This window comes from Oleiharenicola lentus (genome assembly GCF_051660365.1).
Lineage (GTDB): Bacteria > Verrucomicrobiota > Verrucomicrobiia > Opitutales > Opitutaceae > Lacunisphaera > Lacunisphaera lenta_A.
Window position 1 is genome coordinate 329,977 of the sequence record NZ_JBOZXB010000002.1, and the last position, 23,400, is coordinate 353,376.

A 23,400-nucleotide genomic window follows, 5' to 3' on the forward strand; every position below is an offset into this window, starting at 1 on the left:
GAAAAGCTTAGTGTCCGACCACCGCGGCGGTGGCGGGAGGTGCCGCGAGATAATTTCCGTAGGTGAGCAAACCGACTGCGGCGAAGAGCAGCACGATGGCGCCGGTGATGATGAGCTTCGTGGCCGGGCGGCACGATTTCCATTCGCCAATCGCCACGCCGAAACCGCAGCTCAGCAAAATCAGGATGATCATGTGAATCGCCCAGCTGGAAAATTTCAAATCGCCCATGCGCACGTGACCGAGGCCGTAGAAGAAGAATTGGAGATACCAGAGCAGGCCGGTGAGAATCGAGAGCGCGTAGTTCGCCCCGAGATTCGCGCCGCCCGCCGAGGTGAATTCACCGGCGGATTTATCGCGCGTGATCAGATAAAGGCAGTAAATGAGCGTCGTGGTGAACGCGCCCGAGTGCGAGAAGAGGTAGATGACGTTGCCTTGGAAATTGCCGGCACCATATTTTGCGGCGACGTCGGCGATCGGTTGCCCAGCAGCGAGCGAAAAACTAAACACCGCCGACAACACGCCCGCGAGCACCACGATGGGCAGGCCGACGCGCGGGTTGAATTGGGTTTTCGTCACGGAGTCGGTCGTGATTTCGCGTTCTTTGCGGAATCCGGCCAGACCTGTGATGAAGGTGGCAAGGCCGCCAAGTAACACGCCCCCCACGACAAACGTGCCGCCGGTGTTGCTCAAAATCTGGCCAAGCGTGCCGGCCTGGATTGTCGGGATGAGCGTGCCAAGCACGCAGGACAAACCGATCGCGAGGGCGTAAGTGAGCGAGAAACCGATGTAGCGAATCGCTGCGCCGAATGCGATGCCGCCGACGCCGTAGAGCACGCCGAGTAGGTATGAGTTCCGCATTGCGCTACCGGGCGCTTCGGCGAGCACGGTGCCGAGTTGCGGGATGGTGAAATACGCAAAAATCCACGGCAAAATCAGCCAGCACGCCGCGGCTTGCACGAGCCAGTAGGTCTGCCATTTCCAGTTTTTAACGTAGCGTTGAGGCGCGTAGCATAACGCGGCGCTCGCCGCTCCGACGGTGTGAAGGAGCGTGCCGAGGATGGGGTTGGATTCGGGGGGCATGGGGTTTTTGCGGAAAAGCGGAAGACAGGGGAGAAAGAGAAAGATTAATAGAAAGAGAAAAGATAGTCGCGGCGGGATCGTTCTCTTTCTCTTAATCTTTCTCGTTCTCTGATTGTAGATTATTGAAAACTCATAGCGCGAATTCCGCCGCGATGGCCGCGGTGTGCTGGCCGACGCGAGGCGCGCCGCGCGTAGATTTAAAATGCTGGCCATCGATCGTGATCGGGCAGCGGGTGGTGCGCAGCGTGGGGCCGTCGTCGCGCGTGACGTCCTGCACCCAATCGAGCACTTTGAAGGCGTCGGTCTGCCAGAGTTTTTCCCATGAGAGCACTTCGGCGCACCAATAGTCCGCGGCTTCGAGTCGCGCGACCCAATAGGCGGTTGGCTGAAGTTTCAGATGGAGCGCGATGAGCTGTTTAATTTCGTCGCGATGAGTGAACCACGTTTGCGGATCGCTGTAACCGGCGAGTGCGGGGAGTGCGAGGAGTTCGCCGAGTTTCACGATCGAACCCATTGCGAGGGCGAGATAACCGTCAGCCGTCGCATAAACGCCGTAGGGAGCGCCGAGGTAAGCGTTGCCGTTGTTGACGGCGCTGCGCTGGGGGGCTTTGCCGCCGTCGTTGAGAAACGTGGTCGTGAGCTCGAATTGCAGATCGAGAATCGATTCGAGCAGGCTCACTTCGACGACACCACCTTTGCCCGTCACGCCGCGACGCACGAGCGCGGCGAGGATGCCTTGCACGAGGTGCGCGCTCGCCGTGAGATCGGCGACCGAAAGACCGAATGGCATCGGCGGCTGGTCGGCGTTGCCGTTGAGGTGGACGAGGCCGGAGAGCGATTGCGCGAGCAGATCCTGACCGGGTTTTTCCACCCACGGGCCCTGGCTGCCGTAGCCGGTCACGATGCCGTAAACGAGTCGCGGATTGATCGCGGTGCACGCGGCGGCGTCGAGTCCGATGCGTTCCATCACGCCGGGGCGAAAATTTTGAATCAACACGTCGGCCTTCGCGATGAGCTGTTTGATTTTCGCGAGATCGTCCGGATTTTTCAGGTCGGCGGCGTAGCTTTGTTTATTGCGATTGATCGAGTGGAACAGCGTGCTGTCCCCGTCGAGCGAGAGATTTGAAATGTAGAGCTGCCGGCAAATGTCGCCAGTTTTAGGACGCTCAATTTTGATGACGCGCGCGCCGAGGTCGGCGAGCCGCGTGGCGGCGAACGGCCCCGCGAGAAATTGGGCGAAGTCGAGGACGAGGAGACCTTCGAGCGGTTTCATGTGAGCGTGGGAGCGTGGGCGAGCGAGTCGCGGTAAAGTGTGTCGAGTTGAGCGATGGCGTCTTGGTCGGTGATCTGACTGCGTAGCGCCGCGTGGACGACGGGACCGCCGCGTTCTTGAAATTCCATGTAACCGTGGTGCCGCGGGCGGAGATAGGCGTGGTCGAGCACGGGCAACGTGCGCGAGAAATAGTCTTTCGTCATCCGATTATTTTCCGCATCGAGCCATGCCGCGCGATGGCCGGGTTGGCCGCCGGCGTGGGTGTAGAGCGTGCGCTGCACGTCGGATGACGCGGCGAATTGCGCGTAGGCAAGCGCGGCTGCGCGATGCTCGATCGGACGCAAGGCCGAGAGCGCGAGGCCGGTGCCGCCGAGCGTCGTGCGCAGCGCAGCGTGCTCGAATGCCGGAGGTGCCCCGAAGGTCAGTTGGTGTGCGGCGTAGCCGCTGCGCGAGTAATTGGAATAGCCGTAGGCGAGCGGACAATACGCCACGCGCGTGTTGGCGGCGGAGGCGACAAGATCGTGCGTGGCGATGGGGTTGCGCGTCCAGCAACCGGGATCGCCTAACGCGATGAGTTCGCGCAACGACGCGAATGCAGCGCGCGCGACTTCCGGTGAAGCGACGCGCTCGCGATCCGAGAAAGGAGTTTCGCCGTGCGCGATGCACAGCGAATAAAAATTCATCAGGCAGTTGATCGGCGCGGCGGGAATTTCCACGTGGCCGCGGCTGGCGAGGGCGAGCAGCTCCGGCCAGGTTTGCGGAACCGTGAGTTGATGCGCCGCGATTAAATCTTCACGCCAAAACGCCACCGGCGTCGCGGCGTCGATCGCGAGCGCCCAGTGGCGTCCGCCGAGGGTGTAACTCGGATGCGACGCACCGACGGAGTTTGCGGCTTGGTCGGCGAGAAACGCGGCGGGTAGGTGTTCGTCGAGCGGCAACAGCGGGCCGTGGGCCGCCGCGTAACCGACGAACGGATGGTCGATCACCAGGAGATCGAAGTCGGCGGCGAGTTTCTCGACGGGGAATTCCTCGAACGCTTTCAGCGAGCGTTTTTCCCAGATGATTTCGATGCCGGGATTCAATTCGGAAAAACGCTGGGCCGTGGCGACGACCGGGAGAAAACCGCGCGTGTGGCCCCACGTCATGCCGCGTAATTGGATCGCTTTGCTCATGTGGAAGGAATGGGCGTGGCGCCGCTCGCGCTCGATTGATACGCGGCTTCGATGGTGGCCATGGTTTTGAACGCGTCTTCCACTCGCGTGGGCAGTTCGGTGGTCTCGCCGTTCGCGAAACGCATCAGGCTCGCCATCGTGCCGATGAAGGCATGCGGATACCAACTGCCGGTGAGCGGAATCGTTTGCCATTTGCCAGGCCGGCCGCCGGCGTCGAGTTGGCAGTATTCCAGCGCGTCGGGTTCGCCTTGCGGGTAGTTCATGAGCAGGCCGAGCCGCGCTTTGATCGCGCCCCGCGTGCCTTCCCATTTCACGTAGCTCTCCTGATGGGTGAGGCCGAATTCGTGACCGTGATTCGTGGTGATGTTGGCGCGCACCGTGTCGCCGTAATCGAGCGCCAGGTTGGTGCGTGTGGAGGCGAGCTTGGAGGTTTTCGGGTGTTTGACGGTCTTTGCGTAAACTCCACGCGGCTCGCCGAGAAATGAGCGGATCAGATCCACGTAGTGCACGCTGTGATAAAGAATCTCCACACGCGGAATCCCCTCGAGGAATGTCCAGAGCTGCCACGGCATGTAAACGGTCACGCGCACTTCCATGTCATGCACGTCGCCGATCACGCCGGTGTCGATCAGCCCGCGGGCCGCCAGAATGTAAGGTGCGTAACGGAGCTGAAAATTCACCGCGGCTTTGAACTGCTGGCGCTGGCATAACGCGAGCAGTTCGCGCGCTTGATCGAGGTTTTCGCCGAAAGGTTTTTGAATGAGCACCGGCGCGCCAAATGGTAATCGAGCGAGCACGCCGGCAATCGCGGAAGCGGGCACGGCGATGTCGAAGATCGCGTCGGCTGGAGCCGCTTGCACGGCGTCATCGAGCGAAGCGTGGACGCGCGCGATGCCGAATTCCTGGGCGAGTGCCTGCGCCTTGGCCGGGTCCAGATCGTAGATGCTGCGGACTTCGAAGCCGGCGAGTTTATAGGCCGGGAGGTGTCCGTCGCGGACGATGCCGCCGGCGCCGATCATGACGATCGGACGAAACGAGCGGGGTAAGACGGGGGACTGACCGGGGGTGAAGGTCATCTTTTATTTGCAAAAGCGAATTTTATTAGCGAAAACCGCGCAAGTCCAAAGATGCCCGCCGCCCCTGACTACCCCGTGCCGGCCCTGGAGAAGGGTCTGGATATTTTAGAAGCGCTCGCTGCCGCCAGCGTGCCGCAGTCGCTGAGCGAACTCGCGACGCACATGAAACGCAGCAGCAGCGAACTGTTTCGCATGCTGGCCTGCCTCGAGCAGCGCGGTTACGTCGCGCGCGAGGGCGTTTCGGGAAAATTCAGCCTGACGTTAAAACTCTACGCGCTCGCCCACATTCATTCCACGCGCGACAAACTGTTGCAAGCGGCCCGGCCGCCGTTGGAGGCGTTGACCGAGCAGATCCGGCAATCGTGCCACCTCAGTGTATTGGAGCGCGGGCATTTGCTCGTGATCGCCCAGCAGGACAGTCCAGAGCGCGTGCGGCTTTCAATTGAAGTGGGCGGTGAATTTGACGCGGCGCACACTGCGTCAGGTCGATTGTTGCTCAGCCATTTGTCGGAACAGGAGAGGGCACCGTGGATCCGCACCCTGCCGAAGGCCGGGAAAAAGCAGTTTGAAAAGAAGCTGAAGGAAATTCGTAACGCGGGCTTTTCGAGCGCGGAAAGCGAAACCGTGGAAGGGGTGCGCGATATCGCCGTGTTGGTGGGAAACCCTTCCGCCGGAGTCATGGCCGCGCTGGCGGTGACGCGATTGGTGCGCCGCGGTGAACCCGTGAGCGACCAAGTCCTGCTGCGGGCCATGTTGACCGCTTCCACCAAAATTTCTGAATCACTCGGACTCTCCCCATGAAATCACTCTTCCTTGAAGACTACGAAATTGGCGTGGCGCGCACCTCGTTTGGGCGCACGATTACGGAAGCGGACATTGTGTTGCACGCCGGGCAGACCGGGGATTTTTACCCGCATCACATGGACGCCGAGTGGTGCAAGACGCAGGATTTCAAGCAGCGCATCGCGCATGGCACGCTGATTTTTAGCGTCGCCGTGGGGCAGACGGCGGGCGAAATCAATCCCGAGGCGTTTTCTTACGGCTACGACCGGCTGCGTTTCATTAAACCGGTTTTCATCGGGGACACGATCAAGGCGCGCTGCACCATCAAAGAGAAGCGTGACCATCCCAAGAAAACCGACTACGGCTTCGTCGTGGAACTTGTGGAGTCGATCAATCAACGCGCGGAAACAGTGCTGGTCGCTGAACATTTGTTGTTAGTTAAGCGGAAGCCAGCGCACGCCTGAGGATGACTGGACGCTTCCCCATTTGGTTCTTGGCCGCGTCATTTTTGTGGATGGCCGGCGGGTTGGCTGCGGGTCAGCGCACATTGCTGGATGCAGATTGGAAGTTTCAACTCGGTGAAGTGGCCGGTGCCGAGGCGGTGAAATTTGACGATCGGCCATGGCGTCGGGTGGACTTACCTCACGACTGGTCGATCGAAGGGAAGGTCGACGAGACCGCACCCAGCACGGGGCTCGGTGGTTTTTTTCCAACGGGAAAAGGCTGGTATCGAAAGTCGTTTATCGTCCCTGAAAAATTGCGCGGGCAGCGAGTGGTCGTGGAGTTCGAGGGGATTTATCGGGATGCCGAGATTTGGGTGAATGGCGTGTCGTTGGGCCGCCGGCCTTATGGTTACAGCCCGGTGCGGCACGATCTGACGCCGCATCTTAAATATGGCGTGGCGAATATTCTGAGTGTGGGGGTCGACAATTCTGCGCAGCCGAATTCGCGTTGGTATACCGGTTCGGGCATTTATCGTCATGTGTGGATGCACGTCTTGCCGGCGGTGCACATCGAGCCGTGGGCGGTCTGGGTTCAGACGGAGACGCTGGACGCGAAGGAAGCGCGCATCCAAGTGCAAACCACCGTGCGCAACGAAACGGCGCGCGCGGCACGCTTCGACTTGGAATTGGATATTTTTGAAGGCGGCAGAAAATCCGTGGCGACGGCCAATCGGGAAATCGAGATTGCCGCGAATACATCGGTGACCGTTTCGGAAACTATTTTGGTGACGAAACCCCGGGCGTGGTCGCCGGAATCGCCGACGATCTATCGCGTGGTGAGCAAACTTTCGCAAGCGGGCGAAGTGAAAGACGAAACCACCACGCGCTTCGGCATTCGCACGGTGCAGGTGTCCGCAGGGAGCGGGTTTGAACTCAACGGCCGCACGCTGAAGTTGAATGGCAGCAATGTGCATCACGATCATGGTTCGCTGGGTGCCGCGTCGTTCGACCGGGCGGAGGAGCGTAAAGTGCAAATCCTGAAAGCCGCCGGGTTCAATGCGGTGCGCACGGCGCATAATCCCCCTTCGCCGGCGTTTCTCGAAGCGTGCGATCGCCTGGGATTGCTCGTGATGGATGAAGCGTTCGATGGTTGGGCGAGCGCGAAAAACAAGAAAGACTACAGCGTTGATTTTCACGAATGGTCGGCGCGCGATTTGGAAACGCTGGTGCGGCGCGATCGAAATCATCCGTCGGTGGTGATGTGGAGCATCGGCAACGAAATGTTCGAACGCGGCACGGCGTCGGGGTTGAAAATTGCCGAAAGGCTCACCGCGCAAATTCGCGAACTCGACCCGTCGCGTCCGATCACGGCCGGCGTGAACGGTCTCGGGAAACCGGCCGACTGGCCGAAGCTCGACCCGCTTTTTGCGACCCTCGACGTGGCGGGCTATAATTACGAAATGCAACACGCCGCGGCGGACCACGCGCGTTTGCCCGAGAGAGTGATTGCGGTCGCGGAATCGTATCAGAACGAAGTGTTCGCGATGTGGAAAACCGTCCGCGATCACCCTTACGTGATTGGTGAGTTCGTTTGGAGCGGGATGGATTATCTCGGCGAGGCGGGGATCGGCCGCGTGTTCCCGCCTGACGAGAAAGTGGTGAAGCACTGGGAAGGCAGCATGTTTCCGTGGCACGGTGCGACGTGTGGCGACATCGATCTGACGGGACTGCGTAAACCCAATTCGCATTATCGTAACATCGTGTGGGAGCGCGGAGAAAAACTTTACGCCGCCGTCGTGCCGCCTGCGCCGGAGGGGAAGGCGTGGAATTTGTCGCCGTGGGCGCTGCCACCGCGCGTGGCATCGTGGAATTGGGCCGGCCACGAAGGCGATATGCTCACGGTGGAAGTCTATTCGCGCCACGATGCAGTGAAGCTGTTGCTCAACGGGGTTTTAATTGGCGAAAAAACTACCAGCGAAGCGGAAGAATTTATCGCGACGTTTGAAGTCCCTTACTCGGCCGGGACGCTCGAAGTGATCGGCTTGCGGAGCGGCTGGGCGGTCGACCGTTTCAGGCTGAGAACTGCGGGCGAAGCGGAGGCGCTGGAATTGCGAGCCGATCGCGCGCGGATGAAAGCTGACGGACAAGATCTCATTTTTGTGAGTGTAGAGGCAGTTGATGCGAAAGGCCTTTTACGGGCCGACGCGGCGCCGGCGGTGAAATTTGACGTCGAGGGACCTGCCACCATCGCCGGGGTGGGCAGTGCAGATTTGATGAGCGACGAGGTTTACGGTGCCAATCCCAGAAAGCTCTATCAAGGTCGCGGTCAGGTCGTGCTGCGCGCGACCGGACAAGGTGGAAAGATTACGTTGCGGGCGCAGGCCGACGGCCTCGCACCGGCAAAAATCGTGGTGCGCGCAGAGAAGTGATTATTTGGCGGCGGGCGCACGCTCCAGCACGACGGCATTGCGATCGGTGCGGAAGGGAATCGCCGGCAGACCGGCGGCATTGACCAGATTGGGCGTCGCGGTTTCCTGCCAGGCGAAACGCACGTCAATCGGCGATCGCACGAGCGGACTCGAAACGACGACTTCATTCTTCACGATAATGGCTGCAGCCGGATGGAAAATGCCGTCTTTACCGGCGATGGAGAAATGGGTGAGTGCAGCTTGGTCACGACTGCGCAGTCCCTGCGCGTGCTCGAATTGAACGCGAAGTTTTCCGTCGGCAGCGGTCTTGAGTTTTTTAAAAGCCGGGCTGTGGGCTTGAACGTTCTTTGCCTGGTAAGTCTCGGCGAGCGCGAGCCGCGCGAAACGCAGGCCGACGTCGCGTTTGTTGGTGGGATGGATGTCGTGGACGTTGGCGACGAGATCGGTGGTGACGATTAGCCCGGTGTTTTTGACGTCGAGCGTGGCGATCTGGCTCTCCCAGAAAGCGGGCAAGGCTTCCGGGGTGAGTTTTTTCGGGAAACTGTCCCACCGCGAATAATCGAACGGCGCGAGCAGCGCGAAATAGAACGGTGCTGGTGGCAGTTGCCAGGCGGAGCGCCAACTCGCGATCAGGGCGCGCTGTTTGGCGGCGTAGAGCGTGATGTCGGCATCCATGCAATTGGCTTCGCCTTGATACCAGAGGAAGCCGCGCAACGCGAAGGGCACCAACGGCGCGACCATGCTTTGATAAAGTTCGGTCGCTTGCACGCCGGGCACCCACGCTTGGTATTTATTTTTTTCGAGGCCGGTCAGTTCGGGGCTGGATGCGAACGCTCCGGGCGGCATCCACGCTTCGATGCGGGTGCCACCGAAGCTGGCGTGAATCAACCCGACGGGCATATCGAGCGTCGTGAGGAGTTCGCGCCCGAAATAATAAGCGGCGGCGGAGAAACCGGATTTGGCGAGCGTTTCGGGCGAGCAGGCGAGCCACGTCATCACGGAAGCGTTGCCCTTGGGTTTGCCCGATTGCGGCATCTGGAAAATGCGCAACTGGGGATGATTTGCGGCGGCGACTTCGGGTTCGGAATTGTCCGTGGGCTTCTGCCCTTTGCGCGGGCCGAAAGGTTTTTCCATGTTCGACTGGCCGGAGCAAAACCACACTTCGCCGACAAGCACGTCGGTAAAAGTCAGCACGTTTTCGCCGCGCACAGTCAGGATTTGCGGCGTGCGGTTCGCGGGCATGGCGTCGAGCGAAACACGCCAACTGCCGGCTTCGTTTGCGAGGGTGGCTTTGCGCTGATGACCGAACTCAACCGTGATGCGCTCGCCGGGTTTGGCCTGGCCCCAGATCGGCACGGGGGTTTCACGCTGGAGAACCAGGTGGTCGCTGAAGACCGGCGCGCAAGTGACGGCGGCAAACGCGTCGGAAGTAATCGCGAGTAAGAGGGCGAAGGGCGCGAGCGCGCGCAGCAAAATCAGGGGCATGGGGAAAAACGCGTGTTGGAGCCGAGACGCGGCGGCGACTCGCAGGTTACGCCGCGCGCGGGGCGAGCTTGCAGCGGACGGTGAAAATGAATTTCGAGCCTGCGCCAGGGGTGCTTTCAACACTGATGTTTCCGCCCATGAGTTCGCACAGTCGTTTGCAGATGCTCAAGCCGAGGCCGGTGCCGCCATACGTGCGGCTCGTGGATGCGCCGACCTGGCTGAAAGGCTTGAAGAGTGCGGCAATTTTTTCCGGAGGAATGCCGACGCCCGTATCGCTGACGCAGAAACGCAGCACGGCATTTTGCGCATGGGAATCGAGTGGCACGGCTTCGACGCTGACGGTGACGCTGCCACTGCTGGTGAATTTCACTGAGTTGCCGACGAGATTGATCAGGATCTGGCGCAGGCGGTAAATGTCGCCGATGACGAAGGGCGGAAGATCCGGCGGGATCTGCGCTTCAATTTTAAGATTCGAGAGGCGCGCTTTCGGGCTGAAGAAATCGACGACTTCTTCGATGCAGCGGCGCGGGGAGAACGGCTCGGATTCGAGTTCGATTTTGCCGGCTTCGATTTTTTCGATATCGAGCAGGTCGTTGATCAGAAGCAGCAGCGCTTCGCCGCTTTTTTGGATGAGCTGGACGTATTCGCGCTGCTCAGCATTCAGCGATGTTTCATTTAAGATGTCTGCGAAGCCCAGCACGCCGCTGATAGGCGTGCGGATTTCGTGGGAGACGATGGCGAGGAATTCGCCTTTGGCGCGATTGGCGCTTTCGGCGGCCTCTTTGGCGTCGTGCAGCGCGTTTTCGGAAGTTTTGCGGGCAGTGATGTCGTGGCCGACGGCTTGATATTCGGAAAGCTTGTTGTCGGGATCGCGGATTTCGCGCACCGCCCACTGGAGCCACGTGATTTTTCCTTTGGCGATGATTTCCTGCTCGTAGGTTTGGATGGCAGGATTGTCCGTCCACGGCAACGGGCTGCTACTGGCGAGGCCGGTGAATTGCTGGCCGATGAGGTCGCTGCGCTTGGCGTGGTAAAAACGACAGTAGGCGCCATTGACGAAGGTCAGGCGTCCGTCCGGCAGGTAGCGGCAGATTAAATCGAACTGGTCTTCCACGATGCCGCGGTAGTTGGCGTCGACGCGTTGCATGGAGCGAGCCATGCGTTCGATGCGCTGGGCGAGGCCGATGATCTCGTCCTGATCGGGATCGGTCAGCGGCTGCGGCGAGATTTCAAACGGGCTATCGCTGTTAAGTTTGATCGAATCGGCTTTGACGCCGAGGGCTTTGATGCGCGACCAAAGCGCCCGATCCCAGACGTAGCCAGTGAGCACGAGCAGCACGCAACCGATGATTGACAGGCCGATGACATAATAGGTGTCACCCAGTTTCTCACGCAGATCGTCCTGCAGAATAATTGTGGCGAGCGCAGCGATCAGGCTGAACACCAACCCATAAACCATCACCAATTTGCGCTTTTGGCCCATGTGCGGCCAGTGCAACGGAAATTCCCGAACGTGTCTAACTTGTTTTAGCCGACGGTTCGCGGGGCTCCGGCTTTATCTCGTTCAACGGCGGCACGCTGCGCAGCGAAGGCACGAAATAAGCGATGCCCAACGTGACCAGAATCGTGCCGATTCCGCCTACACCGGCAGCCAGCACCGGTCCGAAAAGCGCTGCGGAAAACCCGGCGCGCATCGCGGAGATTTCATTCGAGGAGCCGATGAACAATTGGTTGACCGCCGTTACGCGCCCACGGAGCACGTCAGGCGTCATGAGCTGCACGAGCGAGTGACGAACGACGACGCTGACATTGTCGAACACCCCGGTGAAAAACAGCGCCACCAGCGATAGCCAGAACGTGGTCGATACACTGAAAATTCCAATCGCCGCACCGAATCCCGCGACCGACCACAGCATTAATATACCCGGTCGGCGCGCTGGGGGCAGATGCGTGGTGATCATCGCCATCGCAATGGCCCCGATCGCGGGAGCCGCGCGCAGCCAGCCGAGGCCGACCGGGCCGACGTGGAGAATCTTATCCGCATAGATTGGCAGCAGTGCCGTTGCGCCGCCCAGCAGCACCGCGAATAAATCCAGGGTCATCGCGCCGAGGATGCGCTTGTTATTCCACATGAAACTGACGCCGGCAAACATTGCGGGCCGTTCCGTAGACGCCGGGGCGGGCGCCGCGGAAAATTTTACCCCCAGCAAAAGCAGGCCAAACGCCACACACGCGGCCATATCGAGCGCATAAACAGCGGAGTAGCCCGCAACTGCGACGATGATGCCGCCGAATGCGGGACCGACCACGGTTGAGAGTTCAAACGCGCTCGAACTCCACGTGACCGCATTCCCCAGCGCGGATCCGGGGATGAGCAACGGCACGATGGCGGCGCGGGCGGGACTCGAAAGCACACGCACGATCGCGCTTCCGAACAGTAATAAATAAACCAGCGGCAGCGCGGGATTGTCGAAGTGCAGCGTGGTAGGGTCGGCGTGACGTTCGAAAAAAATCGCAATGCTGCGCAGCGCCTCGTTCGCGTGCGCGAGCACGGGCCAGGCGGGAATCCTTGCGTGATAAAAACTCACGGCAGCCAGCGCGCCGGATAACAACGCCGAGGCGGCCATTGCCCGGCGAAGAATCACGCGCCGGTCGACCCGATCCGCGAGCACTCCGGCCGGCAACGTCAACACGAGTAACGGCAGCACATTGACAAATCCGACGAGGCCGAGCGCGGTGGCGGAATTCGTCCACTGATAGATTTGCCACGCGGCAGCGACGTTCATCGCCTGACGTCCGAGCGTGGAAAGAAAATTTCCTGCTAAAAAATGCCGGTAGCCGGCGTGGCGCAACGCCGCGTAGGGATCGCGGGCACCGTTGCTCATACCATAACCGCAGCCGCAGGCGTGATCGCTGGCGTGGCCTTGACTGAACTCGCGACCGGTAGGAACAAACGGAAGACCGAGCCGCGTCCCGGAATGCTTTCCACTTTCAGCGAACCACGATGGGCGCGCACGATGCCTTGCACGGCGGCGAGACCGAGGCCACGCCCGGCAAATTTCGTCGTGAAGAATGGATCGAAAATTCGCGCGAGCACTTCGGGCGTCATGCCGGCGCCGTTGTCGGTGACGCACAGGCAAACGAATTCGTCGGATGGCGCGAGGCCGTTGGACTCAGGACTGCACAATTTCGAGTCGCACGTGCTGATTTCAATCACGCCTGATTTCGAGCCCAGCGATTCCGACGCGTTGATGACCAGATTCATGATCACTTGCCGGAGTTGCGCGGCATCGGCTTCGATGAGCGGGAGATTCTCTGCGAGGCTGAAAGCGAGTTTCGCTTGCTTGCCGATCGACATTTCCAGCAGGCGCGTCGTTTCCGTGACAACGTCGCTCAGGTTGACGCGTTCCGTGGAGTAACTGGCGCGGCCGGCGTAGGCGAGGAGTTGGTGGCAAAGTTCGGCGGCGCGCTGGGCGGAGGTGGTGACGTTGTTGAGGCGCTCTTCGTTGGCGGGGGAAATTTGCGCGTCCATCCGGGCAAGGGTGGCGTTGCCCAGAATGACTGTGAGGAGATTGTTGAAATCGTGCGCGATGCCGCCCGCGAGGACGCCGAGGCTTTCGAGTTTTTGCGTTTCCCGCATCTTGTGCTCGAGGCGATCGGCTTGTTCCTCGGCTTGTTTACGATCGGTGATGTCGGTGTGTGTGCCCGTGATGCGGATGGGCGCGCCTGTGCTAGGGTGGCGCGAGATGACTTTGCCGCGGTCCATGATCCACTTCCATTCGCCGGATTTTGCGCGCATGCGAAACTCCATGTGAAACTGATCCTTTCCCTTAAGGAGGAGTTGGTAATCTTCATCCATCATCAAGCGATCATCAGGGTGAATCAGCCGGAGAAACGATTCACGAGCCGGGCCGATTTCCTCCAATGTGTAGCCGAGCATGCCGGCCCAGCGCGGGCTGCGCAGGATGCGGCCGGCGGAAACTTCCCAATCCCAGAAACCGTCCTGACTGCCTTCGAAGACGAGACGCAGGCGCTCTTCGTTTTCGCGGATGGCCTGGGCTTGATTGGAGACGCGTTGCAGGAGCGCGCGTTGCCAGATGAGCACGGCAAGAATGATTACCGCGATGGCCAGCATCGGCAGCAGGTAAGGCAGCAGGTCCTCCAAACGCAGCGGTGGCCGCTTCAGGCGTCCGAGCCATTTTTCGTGGAGCTGATCGTAATTGCCGTTGCGGTGTAATTCGGCGAGGCCTTCGTTAAGTTTCGCGAGGAGTTCCGGATGGTTTTTGGCCAGACCGAAATGCATGCGATAATCGAAGCCAGGCAATTCGAGGGGAATGGCGGTAATCCCGGCGATATTGTTTTGGCTCAGGAATTTTACGGTGACGGATTCGTTGGCGAGGATGGCGTCCGCGCGATTATCAAGCAGCGCGGTGATGGATTCGAGGTAGCTGTTATGATACTCGGTTACCAAACCAAAGGGGTTGTCGCGGAGATATTCCTCGGCGCGGGAACCACGCACCGTCGCGATGCGCAGCCCGGTGAGTTCGCTCAGATCCTTCGGCGGCGAGCGGTCTTTGCGCATGAAGATGCGGCCGGGCATCACCGTGGTCGTCGTGGAAAAATCCAGATACGCGCGCCGTTCCGGCGTATCGGCGATGTTGCTGAGGACATCGATGCGCCCGCTGGTGAGCGCTTCCGTGAGTCGTGACCGATCCAGCAAAACGTAATCGAACGACAGGCCTTCCGTTTTTTCAATTTCCCGCAACAACCCGACCGCGAAACCGTCGGGGCGGTTATTGGCGTCGGCGAAACTGTAGGGCGCGGTGTTGGTTTCAACCCCGACGCGCCACAGACGTGAAGCTGGCTCGTCGTCGCCCGCGGTCCACGCCACCGACCCGAAGGCGAGGAGGAGGAAAACGGTAACGACGCGCCGCATGGTTTACGCTTTAAGCGTGGCGGCCCTTGAAGGTGAGTTCGGCAACGCCTGATTTATCGAGGCCGCCGAGATTGAGTGCGACCATGCGGTCGAATTGCTCTTTCGTGGCTTTCGCGAGCGGCAGCTTGAGGCCGGTGTCGACGCCGAGTTGGTAGGCGATGCCGGAATCCTTCGCGGCGTGCGCACCGGAGAAATAACAATCGTGCGCGCGGTTTTGCATGTCTTCGCCGTCGGTTTTCAACACCTGCGAGTTCGCGCCGGTTTGCAGAAAAACTTCGCGTAACATGTCCAGATTCAACCCGAGGGCCTGACCCAGACCGAGGCCTTCGGCGAGGCCGGCGGTGTTGATGTTCATGACCATGTTGACGAGCGCCTTCACCTGCGCGGCCGTGCCGGCCGGCCCGATGTAACGCAGCGCACTGCTGAGTTTTTCGAGAATGGGCAACACGCGATCGAACGTGGCTTTGTCGCCGCCGCACATGAGATAGAGCGTGCCGTTGCGCGCCTGCGGGATGCTCGACGCCATGCAGCCTTCGAGCGATTGCGCACCGACGGCTTTGGCGCGGCGTTCGACTTCCACGTGCACGTTCGGCGTGAGCGTGGCGCAGTTGATGAAGATTTTTCCTTTCGCCCCGGTGAGCAACGAGTCGCCGGATTCGGCGAATACGTTTAACTGCGCCGCGTCGTCGGTCACCACGGTGATGATCACGTCGGCGCTGGCGGTGACTTCGGCGAGCGTCGTGGCATGTTTCGCGCCGAGTTCGGCCGCGAGTTCTTGCGCGATGGGGGCGTGGGCATCGTAAACGGCGGCGACGGTAAAGCCGCACTCTTTAAGCCGGCGGGCCATGTTGCCGCCCATGCGGCCAGTTCCTACAAAAGCGATTTTATCAGACATGAGATGACAGGGTAGTTATAGGTTTCGAGTGAAGCTGGGCGCATGCCGGAGGGCGCGACAAAAATCTTCACGAGACCGTAAAAATTTATCCGCGAACTCCAGCTTCGCCCGAGCGGTTAACGGGCGAAAAACGGGTTATGTTGCTTCTCTTGCTTGAGCGTAGTCAGCGGCCCATGGCCGCCGGCGATCACGGTGTCGGCGGGAAGCTTGAGGATTTTCTGCTGATTGTTGCGCAGCTGCATTTCGAAATGCGTCGGGCTGCCGCCCATCGAACTCGCGAAAATGGAATCGCCGACAATTGCCAGCGGCCACGCCAGCCCGGTGACGTAGAAAGTCGTCATGCCGGGCGAGTGGCCCCACGTGAACAGCGTTTTGATGGAGAGTTCGCCGAGGTGGAAATGGGCGTTTTCCTGGAAGGTTTTGGCGCCGGGGCGTTCCACGGGCTCGAGTTCGCTAGCCCAGATCTCGGCATTGGTCGCAGCCACGCGGTCGAGGTCGGCGATATGGTCGTCGTGAGTGTGGGTGATGAACACATAGCGCAGGGTGAGTCCTTCTGAGGCTACGGTGTCCAACATGGAGTCGGCGGAGGCACCGGTATCAAAAGCGGCGGCGAGCTTGGTCTTTTTGTCCCAGACGAGGTAACTGTTCACCGTCATGTCTTCGAACGGCGTGTTAAACATCGCAAAGCCGCGCGGGAAAATGGGCTGCTCGGGATACCATTCCTTGCGGGCCATCGCCAAAAGGGAATTGCGCCCCAGCTGCAGGGCAGGGGCGAGCGCGAGCAGGGTGTTTTCGCGAATCTCGCCGCCTTTGACCGCAGCGAGTTCCTCGGCGGTAATGCCGGCTTTGGCGGCGAGGTCGGCGTCACTGATCTTGCGACCACGCTGAGTCTTGTTGATGACGTCGGCAAAATTGTCTTCGAGGGGAATACGCGGCATCTCTCACTCATTTGCGAAAGCCCGCACCATCGCAAGCAGCCTCTTTCGGCCTTAACTGGTTCGGCGGACAGTCCGTGGCTTGATTCTAGGTAATTTCGGCAAATAGCCCGCGCCAAATCTCCACCGACTCATCGTCGGCCACATCCCAGGTGCGCCCGCCGCCCGTGGCGTCCGCGAAAAAGTGACCCGTATAGCCATCGTAGCGCGAATACGCGCTACCGGTGTAGCGCAGCGTTTCGTTCTCTACAAATCGGTCACGGAGCGCAGCAAACGACTTGAGGACACGGTAATGTTTGCCGATTTGGAAGGGATAGTCGCTTTCAGCCATGAGTTGCTGGCCTCGACATCAATGACCGCGCGCGCGTTCGACAAGCGCTAAGGCTTTGAAGGCGCGAAAGGGAATTAGGCGCGCAAAAAGGTCGCGATAGAAAGAGATTCCTTTGACGGCGTTACTGCATTTGCTGAAGCGCTTCCTTCATGCGCTTCACTCGCATTACATTGCAGAATTTTCGCAACTTGCCGCTTGTCCAGGTGACATTGCGCGGGAGGCGCACGTTTTTGTGCGGACAGAATGCGCAGGGGAAAACGAATTTTATCGAGGCGGCGGGGTATGTGACGGCGTTGCGGTCTTTTCGCGGCGCAGAGACGCGGGCGTTGATTGCGCTGGGGCAGCCGCAGGCCGGCATGGCGTTTTCGTTGGAACACGAACAATATGGCGAAAGCCGCATCACGGTGACGCTCACGTCGCAAGGGCGGGATGTGATGTGGGAACAGGGCAAAGTCACGCGGCTCGCGGAATTTATCGGCAAGTTTCCCACGGTGACATTTTCGTCGCAGGATAATCAGTTTTTGCGCGGCTCGCCCTCGCTGCGACGGCGGTGGCTGGATCTGACGCTGGCGGCGATGGACGCGAGTTATCTCACCTCGTTGCAGGCTTACACGCGCGCCGTGGCTGAACGGAATATGCTGCTCAAGCAAGGCGGGCGGGATGCCGGCGCGCTTGATGCGTTCGAGCATGAACTCGCGGGGCATGCGGTCGTCCTTTTCGCGAAACGCGCAGCCGGAGTGCAGGAACTAAGCGACTTGTTCCGCGCGGCGCATGCGAAGCTCGTGCCGGAAGGCGAGCAGGCGGGCCTCGTTTACTCACCGGATACTGCCGTGACGGTGCGGGAAGAATTCGCGGCATTGCTCGTTAAGAATCGCCCGCGCGACACGTTGGTGAAATCCACGGAGCGTGGCCTCCATCGCGATGACTTGGAGGTGTTGCTCAACGGGCGTCCGGCGAAGCAATTCGCGTCCGAAGGCCAGCAACGATGTCTCGTGATCGCGTTGCGACTGGCTCAGGCGGCGTATTTTAAACTGAAGTGCGGTCTCACGCCGGTGCTGCTCTGCGACGATGTGTTGGGTGAACTCGATCCCTCGCGCCGGGTGAAATTTTGGAACTCGCTGGAAGGAGACCCGCAAGTGATCGCGTCGGGCACGAGCCTGCCTGAAGCGGACGCGGCGTCGTGGCAGGTGTTGACGGTGGAGGACGGTAAAATTTTATGAGCTTCGAGCCCTGGCAATGGACGTTGCTGGTCGTCGGTGCAGCGGTGGCGGGATTTTCGAAAACGGGCATTCCGGGGACGTCGATTTTGTTCGTGGCGATTTTTCCGAACATCATTCCCGCGCGACAGGCGACGGGCGTGGTGCTGCCGTTACTGGTGCTTGCGGATCTATTCGCGTTTTTTGTTTACCGAAAAAATCTCCAATGGCGACGCGTCGGCACGTTGATGCCGTGGGCGCTGGCGGGCGTGTTGCTTGGGTGGTGGGCGCTCGGGCTGGTGAACGATGCGCAGATGTCGCGGGTGATCGGCGCGATCCTTGCCGTGATGCTCGCGTTGCATTTATGGCGTCAACGTGGGCAGGCGGACGAAGCGGCGAGGCACGCGCCGGCGTGGTTTGCTCCAGTGATGGGATTGTTCGCCGGCTTGACCACGATGATGGCGAACGCGGCGGGACCAGTGATGGCGCTTTATCTTTTGGCGATGCGGCTGAACAAGCTGGAGTTTCTCGGAACGGGCGCGGCGTTTTTTCTCGTGATCAATTGGATCAAGGTGCCGTTCATGGTGCATCTCGGGCTGATCAACATGGAAAGTTTCAAACTCAACCTGTGGCTGTTTCCGGCGGTCGCGGCGGGGGCGTTGCTCGGGCGGCCGGTCGTGGAACGCGTGAATCAGCGGATGTTTGAAAGCGTGGTGTTGGTGCTCGCGGCGCTCGCGATTGTGAAGCTGCTGGTATTTTGACGCGAAAGCCGTAACAACGCTCGGCACACACCATGGCCAGTTCGTCCGTCAGACTCATGTGGAAAGCCAAACTTGAGGGCAAACTCGCCCCCAAAGAATGGCCGACGGCGCAGGCGGCGGGTCTGCAACCGCGCTCGGCGTTTAACGGTCGCGTGTTGGGGATCGATCCGAGTTTGCGCGGCACCGGTTTGGCTCTGATTGAATTTGTGCCGGGACGTCAGCCGGTGATGTTGCGGTGCCAGACCGTGAAAATCCCCGCGAGCCAGACGATGGCGCATTGCCTCGGAGAAATTCATCGCGCCGTCGCGGCATTCGTGAGCGATTTCGATCCGAACCACGTGGCGCTGGAACAGACGATCTACGTGCAAAATTTTCAGACGGCGCAAATTCTGGGTGCGGCGCGCGGAGCCGCAATTTCGGCGGCGGCGCTGAAGCAGAAAGAGGTGTTCGAATATGCGCCGTTGCGCGTGAAACTCGCCGTGGTCGGGCAAGGCCGCGCGAGCAAAGACCAGATGGCGCGCACGGTGATGTCGCTACTCGGCCACGGACGCGCGATGGCGTTTGACGAAGCGGACGCCGCGGGCGTGGCGCTTTGCCATGCATTTACGTGGCGAGAGTGAGGCTCAAGGTGGAACGCGCTAGCCTCAGCGCGTTATTCGCGCGCTGCGGTAACGTCGCTCCGACTACTTACCTAAAACCGTGCGGAGAATTCGGCCGAGGTCGGCGACGCGGTAGGGCTTCGTGAGGTAGCCGAGGAAACCCATGTTGAGAAACTGGCGCGCCATGTCGTCGTTGTCGTAACCGCTGGCGACAATCGCGCGCACGTCGGGATCGAGTTCGCGGAGGACTTTGAACGTTTGTTCGCCGCCCATGCCGCCGATGACGGTGAGATCCATGATCACCACATCGTAGGGGCGGCCGATGTTGAGGTAGCGCTTGTAGAGTTGGACAGCTTCCTCGCCGTTTTTCGCGAGGTCGAATTTGTAGCCGAGACTCGTGAGCATCCCGCCGGTGAGTTGGGAAATTTGTTCGTCGTCGTCCATGAACAACACGCGGCCGGTGCCGAAGCGCAGGGTCGCCGGACGGCGGGCCTCAACTTCGATGGGCTTGTCAGCTTGCGGGAGAAACACGGTGAACGTCGTGCCGTTGCCGACTTCCGAATCGAGGCCCATTTGGCCGCCGTGGCGTTTCACGATGGAAAGCACGGTGGCCAGGCCGAGACCGGTGCCGGTTTTTTTCGTGGTAAAAAACGGATCGAAAATTTTGTTCAGGTGCTCGGGCTTGATGCCGCTGCCGTTGTCGCGGACTTCGAACGCGACGTAAGTGCCGGCGGCAAGCGGCGCGACCTGGCCGTCTTCCAGCTTGATGTTACCGGCGTTGATCCAGATGTGGCCTTTGTGCGCAGCGGGCATCGCCTGGATGGCGTTGATAATGAGGTTCTGGAAAACCTGCAGCATTTGCCCGCGATCCACGCAAATGGTGCTCGTGTCGGCGGCGACGCCGACCTCGATCTTCGTGCTCGCGCCCGCGGCGGCGAGGCGCACGGCGTCGGCGAGAATTTCTGAAGGCTTCACGACCTGGCGGACTGCGGTGCCGCCTTTGGCGAAATTGAGGAGCTGTTTGCTCAGGCCTTTCGCGGCCATGCAGGCGCGCTCGCTGTTCTCGAGCGAAGAGAAATCGCGGGCGTCTTTCGCCATCGAGACGCCGCCGAGAATCGTGGTGAGCAGATTGTTGTAATCGTGCGCGATGCCGCCGGCGAGTTGACCGAGCGCTTCGAAACGGTTGGCGCGGATGAGTTCCTCGGGCGTGAGCGTCATCTCGTCGGGATTACGAAACACCACGACAGCACCGATCGGCGAGCCGGCGGGATCGACCACCGGCCGCGCGCTAAACGCGATCGGCAGCGGCGTGGTCGTGCCGTTTTCGAGGAAAAACTCAGCGTTGAGCGGCGTGGCTTCACCGGTGGTGAGTGCTTTGGCGATGGGACTTTCGCCGGGTTGTTTGCTCAGACGATGAATGAGGCGGAACGTGTCGCCGGCTTGCGAACCGAGGCATTGGGCGGTGGTGCGGCCGAGGAGTTTTTCCGCTTTGGCATTGAGCTCGATGATCTGGCCGTCGGCGTTGGCGACGAGGATGGCTTCGCGCAATTCGCCGAGCAACGCCGCGAGGCTCTCGGGGGCGAGGCCACCGGTTTGCGCGGGAGCTTCGTTGCCTTCCGGCATGGGTAACACGAAGCCGAGGACGCGTTGCAGTTCTTTTTTGCGCGAGAGCTGGCGAACGATGACCGCGTAAACGAGCGTCTCGTGATTATCGCGACGCCGCATCCGCAACGTGTCGAAATACGAGAGATGATTCGGCTGCTGGGAGAGGAAATAACTTTGCAGGCCGCCCGTTGTGTCTTCGATCGGCAACGTGAGCAGGAACGATTCGAGTGAGTTGGGCAGTTCGTTTTCCTCGTAACCGAGCAACGTGCGCAAGCCGGGCGAGAACCAAAAATTGTGATTCGCGAAATCGAGGTCGAACATCCCGACGCGGCCGCGGCCCCCGAGTTGCTGCAAACGTTCCTCGGCGCGGAGACCGGCTTCTTCGAATTCCTTGCGCTCCGTGACATTGAGGTGTGCGCCGGTGACGCGTTGGAGGGCGCCGTTGGGCCCGTAGATTTGCACGCCCGCGCTGTGCAGCCAGACGTAGTGACCGTCTGCGTGCTTCATCCGGTATTCGAGCGAGAACGGACGCGTGCCGCTGGCGTTGCCTTGTTGATCTGGCGCGGCGGCGGAGTCGTCGGGATGAAGCAGGGTGGTCCAACTCTGGTAAGTATCCGGCAGCGTGGCATCGGTGTAGCCGAGCATCTGCTTCCACGTCGTGGAGTAGTGGACTTCGTTCTTGAGGAAATTCAGATCGAAGAAACCCAGCGGGCTGCGCTCGGTGAGTTGACCGATGAAATTATTCGCCGGACTCGCCGGGGCTGCGATGACGGGTGCCACGGCGGGAGCGGCGGCGGGACGCGTTTGCGCGCCCGGCAGTTCGACGTGCGCGAGGTAACTCACGGGATTGCTCCCGCATTTTTCCAAGCGCAGGCGGACTTCGAACGCGCTCGCGCCCCGTGGTTGCAGCTTGATGTCGAGCGGTTGGTCGACGGCGGAAGCGACGAGAATTTCCCACTGCGTATCGAGCCAGTCCGGTTCATCCGACGTCATGTCGAACGTGAAGAGATTAGGCGCGCGCTCATTGAGCAACTCATCGCCGGAGACCTGCCAGAACGCACGCGCGGCGGCGTCGGCAAGTTGGACGCGTCCGTCGGCAGTAAATACGAGGACGGCGCTGGCGGTGGGTTGTGGGGAGGGCGGACTCACGCTTTCGCCGCCGGTTTTAACGGACGACGTCGTGGCCGCGAGCAAAGAGTTTCATAATCGAACGCATCGCAGCGTTCGTGAGTCGTGTCACTTGACACCTATTAAGTGTCAAGTGACGGGGCGGCATTTCAGCAAGCTGACCTTTGCTGGCCGTTCGTCACACGCAGACCGCGCCGCTTTGCTGCCACTGGCGCACGCGTTTTTCGAGAAAGTCGATCCACACGGGCTGGTCGTTGAGGCACGGAATGGCTTCGAATTTCTGGCCACCGGCTTCAGTGAAATCCTCCGCGCCGCGCACGCGGATTTCTTCGAGCGTTTCCAAACAGTCGGTCACAAATGCCGGCGTGATCACGAGGAGGTTTTTCGTGCCTTCCTTGGCGAGACGTTTCATTTCGAAATCCGTGTAAGGCTCGAGCCACGGTTCGTTGGCGAGGCGCGATTGGAAAGCGATCGACCATTTGCCCGGACGCAGGCCGGCTTTTTTCGCGAAGGCGAGGGTGGTTTGCGTGACTTGCGCTTTGTAGCAGGTCGCGTGGGCCGGAGAATAATTGGTGCAACAATCACCGAGCACCTGGCAGTGCGCCTTCGAGGAATCCGCTTTGGTCAAATGACGTTTCGGGATGCTGTGGTAGCTGAAGAGCAGGTGATCGTGCGGCTTGTTTAAATACGGGCGCGCGCTCTCGACGAGGGCGTCGATGTAATCGGCGTCGGCGAAATACGGCCGCACGCACTCGATGTGCATCTCGGGGGCGATTTTTGCGGCTTCGCGATGCACTTTGGCGACCACGGTTTCCCAACTCGACATCGCGTAATGCGGATATTGCGGGAAGAGGAGCAGTTCGTCCACGCCTTGCGAGGCGAGTTTGGCGAGCACGTCAGGAATCGACGGGTTGCCGTAGTTCATCGCGAGTTCGATCGGCAAATCACGGACGCGTTTCTGCAACGCCGCGTGCGTGCGTTTGCTCGTGACGATGAGCGGTGAACCTTCGTCGGTCCAAATGGTGGAGTAGGCGTGGGCGGAGTTTTTCGCGCGAAACGGAATGATGATGCCGTTGACGAGGAGGTTGCGCAGGAACTTTGAGTTTGGTTTGTCGATCACGCGTTCGTCGCCGAGGAATTCGCGCAAGTAGCGTTTCACGTCGGAAACGGACGTCGAGTCGGGTGAACCTAAGTTGAGCAGCAAAACCGCCTGGGTAGCCATGGCTCGAAGGGTCTGTTCGGCGGGGATTTTGTCAAACTCGCGAGTGCCGG

The 23,400-nt window shown here is 60.3% G+C and carries 19 protein-coding genes; 6 read left to right on the plus strand and 13 right to left on the minus strand.

Going from position 1 to position 23,400, the window contains the following annotated elements; genetic code table 11:
- Window positions 1-7 precede the first annotated feature (7 nt).
- The 4 genes from ACRRQW_RS16095 to ACRRQW_RS16110 all read right to left on the minus strand — a co-directional run bounded on the left by ACRRQW_RS16095 (window position 8) and on the right by ACRRQW_RS16110 (window position 4,602).
- On the minus strand, window positions 8-1,081 hold the full coding sequence (locus ACRRQW_RS16095; protein ID WP_438482620.1) for an L-rhamnose/proton symporter RhaT: 1,074 nt from the start codon (window positions 1,079-1,081) through the stop codon (window positions 8-10).
- 130 nt (window positions 1,082-1,211) lie between these two features.
- Entirely contained in the window at window positions 1,212-2,354 is a 1,143-nt protein-coding gene (locus ACRRQW_RS16100; RefSeq protein ID WP_438482621.1) for a CaiB/BaiF CoA transferase family protein, read from the minus strand.
- Window positions 2,351-3,526 carry an extracellular solute-binding protein gene (locus tag ACRRQW_RS16105; protein ID WP_438482622.1) on the minus strand — a complete coding sequence of 392 codons (1,176 nt, stop codon included), beginning with the start codon at window positions 3,524-3,526 and terminating at the stop codon, window positions 2,351-2,353. The genes ACRRQW_RS16100 and ACRRQW_RS16105 overlap by 4 nt, the downstream gene beginning before the upstream one ends.
- Window positions 3,523-4,602 (minus strand): Gfo/Idh/MocA family protein, encoded by a 1,080-nt coding sequence (locus ACRRQW_RS16110; RefSeq protein ID WP_438482623.1) that lies wholly within the window; start codon window positions 4,600-4,602, stop codon window positions 3,523-3,525. The genes ACRRQW_RS16105 and ACRRQW_RS16110 overlap by 4 nt, the downstream gene beginning before the upstream one ends.
- A 51-nt stretch (window positions 4,603-4,653) precedes the next feature.
- Here ACRRQW_RS16110 and ACRRQW_RS16115 point away from each other — a divergent pair, with 51 nt between their 5' ends.
- From ACRRQW_RS16115 to ACRRQW_RS16125, 3 genes are read left to right on the plus strand one after another with little or no spacing between them, the layout of a single operon-like run.
- Window positions 4,654-5,403, plus strand: coding sequence for an IclR family transcriptional regulator (locus tag ACRRQW_RS16115; protein ID WP_438482624.1), 750 nt, complete (start codon window positions 4,654-4,656; stop codon window positions 5,401-5,403).
- Window positions 5,400-5,849, plus strand: a complete 450-nt coding sequence (locus ACRRQW_RS16120; RefSeq protein ID WP_438482625.1) for a MaoC/PaaZ C-terminal domain-containing protein — start codon at window positions 5,400-5,402, stop codon at window positions 5,847-5,849. The genes ACRRQW_RS16115 and ACRRQW_RS16120 overlap by 4 nt, the downstream gene beginning before the upstream one ends.
- Before the next feature lie 29 nt (window positions 5,850-5,878).
- Entirely contained in the window at window positions 5,879-8,257 is a 2,379-nt protein-coding gene (locus ACRRQW_RS16125; RefSeq protein WP_438482626.1) for a glycoside hydrolase family 2 TIM barrel-domain containing protein, read from the plus strand.
- On the opposite strand, the gene ACRRQW_RS16130 is transcribed toward ACRRQW_RS16125, so the two are convergent.
- The 7 genes from ACRRQW_RS16130 to ACRRQW_RS16160 all read right to left on the minus strand — a co-directional run bounded on the left by ACRRQW_RS16130 (window position 8,258) and on the right by ACRRQW_RS16160 (window position 16,839).
- On the minus strand, window positions 8,258-9,742 hold the full coding sequence (locus ACRRQW_RS16130; protein ID WP_438482627.1) for a sialate O-acetylesterase: 1,485 nt from the start codon (window positions 9,740-9,742) through the stop codon (window positions 8,258-8,260).
- Between the two features lie 46 nt (window positions 9,743-9,788).
- Complete coding sequence (locus tag ACRRQW_RS16135) at window positions 9,789-11,225, minus strand: ATP-binding protein (protein WP_438482628.1); 1,437 nt, start codon at window positions 11,223-11,225, stop codon at window positions 9,789-9,791.
- A gap of 34 nt (window positions 11,226-11,259) precedes the next feature.
- Complete coding sequence (locus tag ACRRQW_RS16140) at window positions 11,260-12,627, minus strand: MFS transporter (RefSeq protein WP_438482629.1); 1,368 nt, start codon at window positions 12,625-12,627, stop codon at window positions 11,260-11,262.
- The gene (locus ACRRQW_RS16145) at window positions 12,624-14,678 is read right to left on the minus strand and encodes a transporter substrate-binding domain-containing protein (protein WP_438482630.1); all 2,055 of its coding nucleotides are present in this window, start codon (window positions 14,676-14,678) and stop codon (window positions 12,624-12,626) included. Before ACRRQW_RS16145 ends, ACRRQW_RS16140 begins: the two co-directional genes overlap by 4 nt.
- Before the next feature lie 10 nt (window positions 14,679-14,688).
- Entirely contained in the window at window positions 14,689-15,573 is an 885-nt protein-coding gene (locus tag ACRRQW_RS16150; protein ID WP_438482631.1) for an NAD(P)-dependent oxidoreductase, read from the minus strand.
- Window positions 15,574-15,689: 116 nt separating this feature from the next.
- The gene (locus tag ACRRQW_RS16155) at window positions 15,690-16,511 is read right to left on the minus strand and encodes an MBL fold metallo-hydrolase (protein ID WP_438482632.1); all 822 of its coding nucleotides are present in this window, start codon (window positions 16,509-16,511) and stop codon (window positions 15,690-15,692) included.
- Window positions 16,512-16,596: 85 nt separating this feature from the next.
- Complete coding sequence (locus ACRRQW_RS16160; RefSeq protein WP_438482633.1) at window positions 16,597-16,839, minus strand: hypothetical protein; 243 nt, start codon at window positions 16,837-16,839, stop codon at window positions 16,597-16,599.
- A 149-nt stretch (window positions 16,840-16,988) separates the two neighbouring features.
- Here ACRRQW_RS16160 and recF point away from each other — a divergent pair, with 149 nt between their 5' ends.
- From recF to ACRRQW_RS16175, 3 genes are read left to right on the plus strand one after another with little or no spacing between them, the layout of a single operon-like run.
- Window positions 16,989-18,059, plus strand: coding sequence for a DNA replication/repair protein RecF (recF, locus tag ACRRQW_RS16165; protein WP_438482634.1), 1,071 nt, complete (start codon window positions 16,989-16,991; stop codon window positions 18,057-18,059).
- Window positions 18,056-18,796, plus strand: coding sequence for a sulfite exporter TauE/SafE family protein (locus ACRRQW_RS16170; protein WP_438482635.1), 741 nt, complete (start codon window positions 18,056-18,058; stop codon window positions 18,794-18,796). The genes recF and ACRRQW_RS16170 overlap by 4 nt, the downstream gene beginning before the upstream one ends.
- A gap of 32 nt (window positions 18,797-18,828) precedes the next feature.
- Window positions 18,829-19,416 carry a crossover junction endodeoxyribonuclease RuvC gene (locus ACRRQW_RS16175; RefSeq protein ID WP_438482636.1) on the plus strand — a complete coding sequence of 196 codons (588 nt, stop codon included), beginning with the start codon at window positions 18,829-18,831 and terminating at the stop codon, window positions 19,414-19,416.
- 63 nt (window positions 19,417-19,479) lie between these two features.
- Here ACRRQW_RS16175 and ACRRQW_RS16180 read toward each other — a convergent pair whose 3' ends face one another.
- Together ACRRQW_RS16180 and hemH are read right to left on the minus strand one after the other, a co-directional pair.
- Window positions 19,480-22,149, minus strand: a complete 2,670-nt coding sequence (locus ACRRQW_RS16180) for a PAS domain-containing hybrid sensor histidine kinase/response regulator (protein WP_438482637.1) — start codon at window positions 22,147-22,149, stop codon at window positions 19,480-19,482.
- Between the two features lie 157 nt (window positions 22,150-22,306).
- A complete protein-coding gene (gene hemH / locus ACRRQW_RS16185) occupies window positions 22,307-23,350 on the minus strand; it encodes a ferrochelatase (RefSeq protein WP_438482638.1) in 1,044 nt (347 codons plus the stop codon).
- Window positions 23,351-23,400 lie beyond the last annotated feature (50 nt).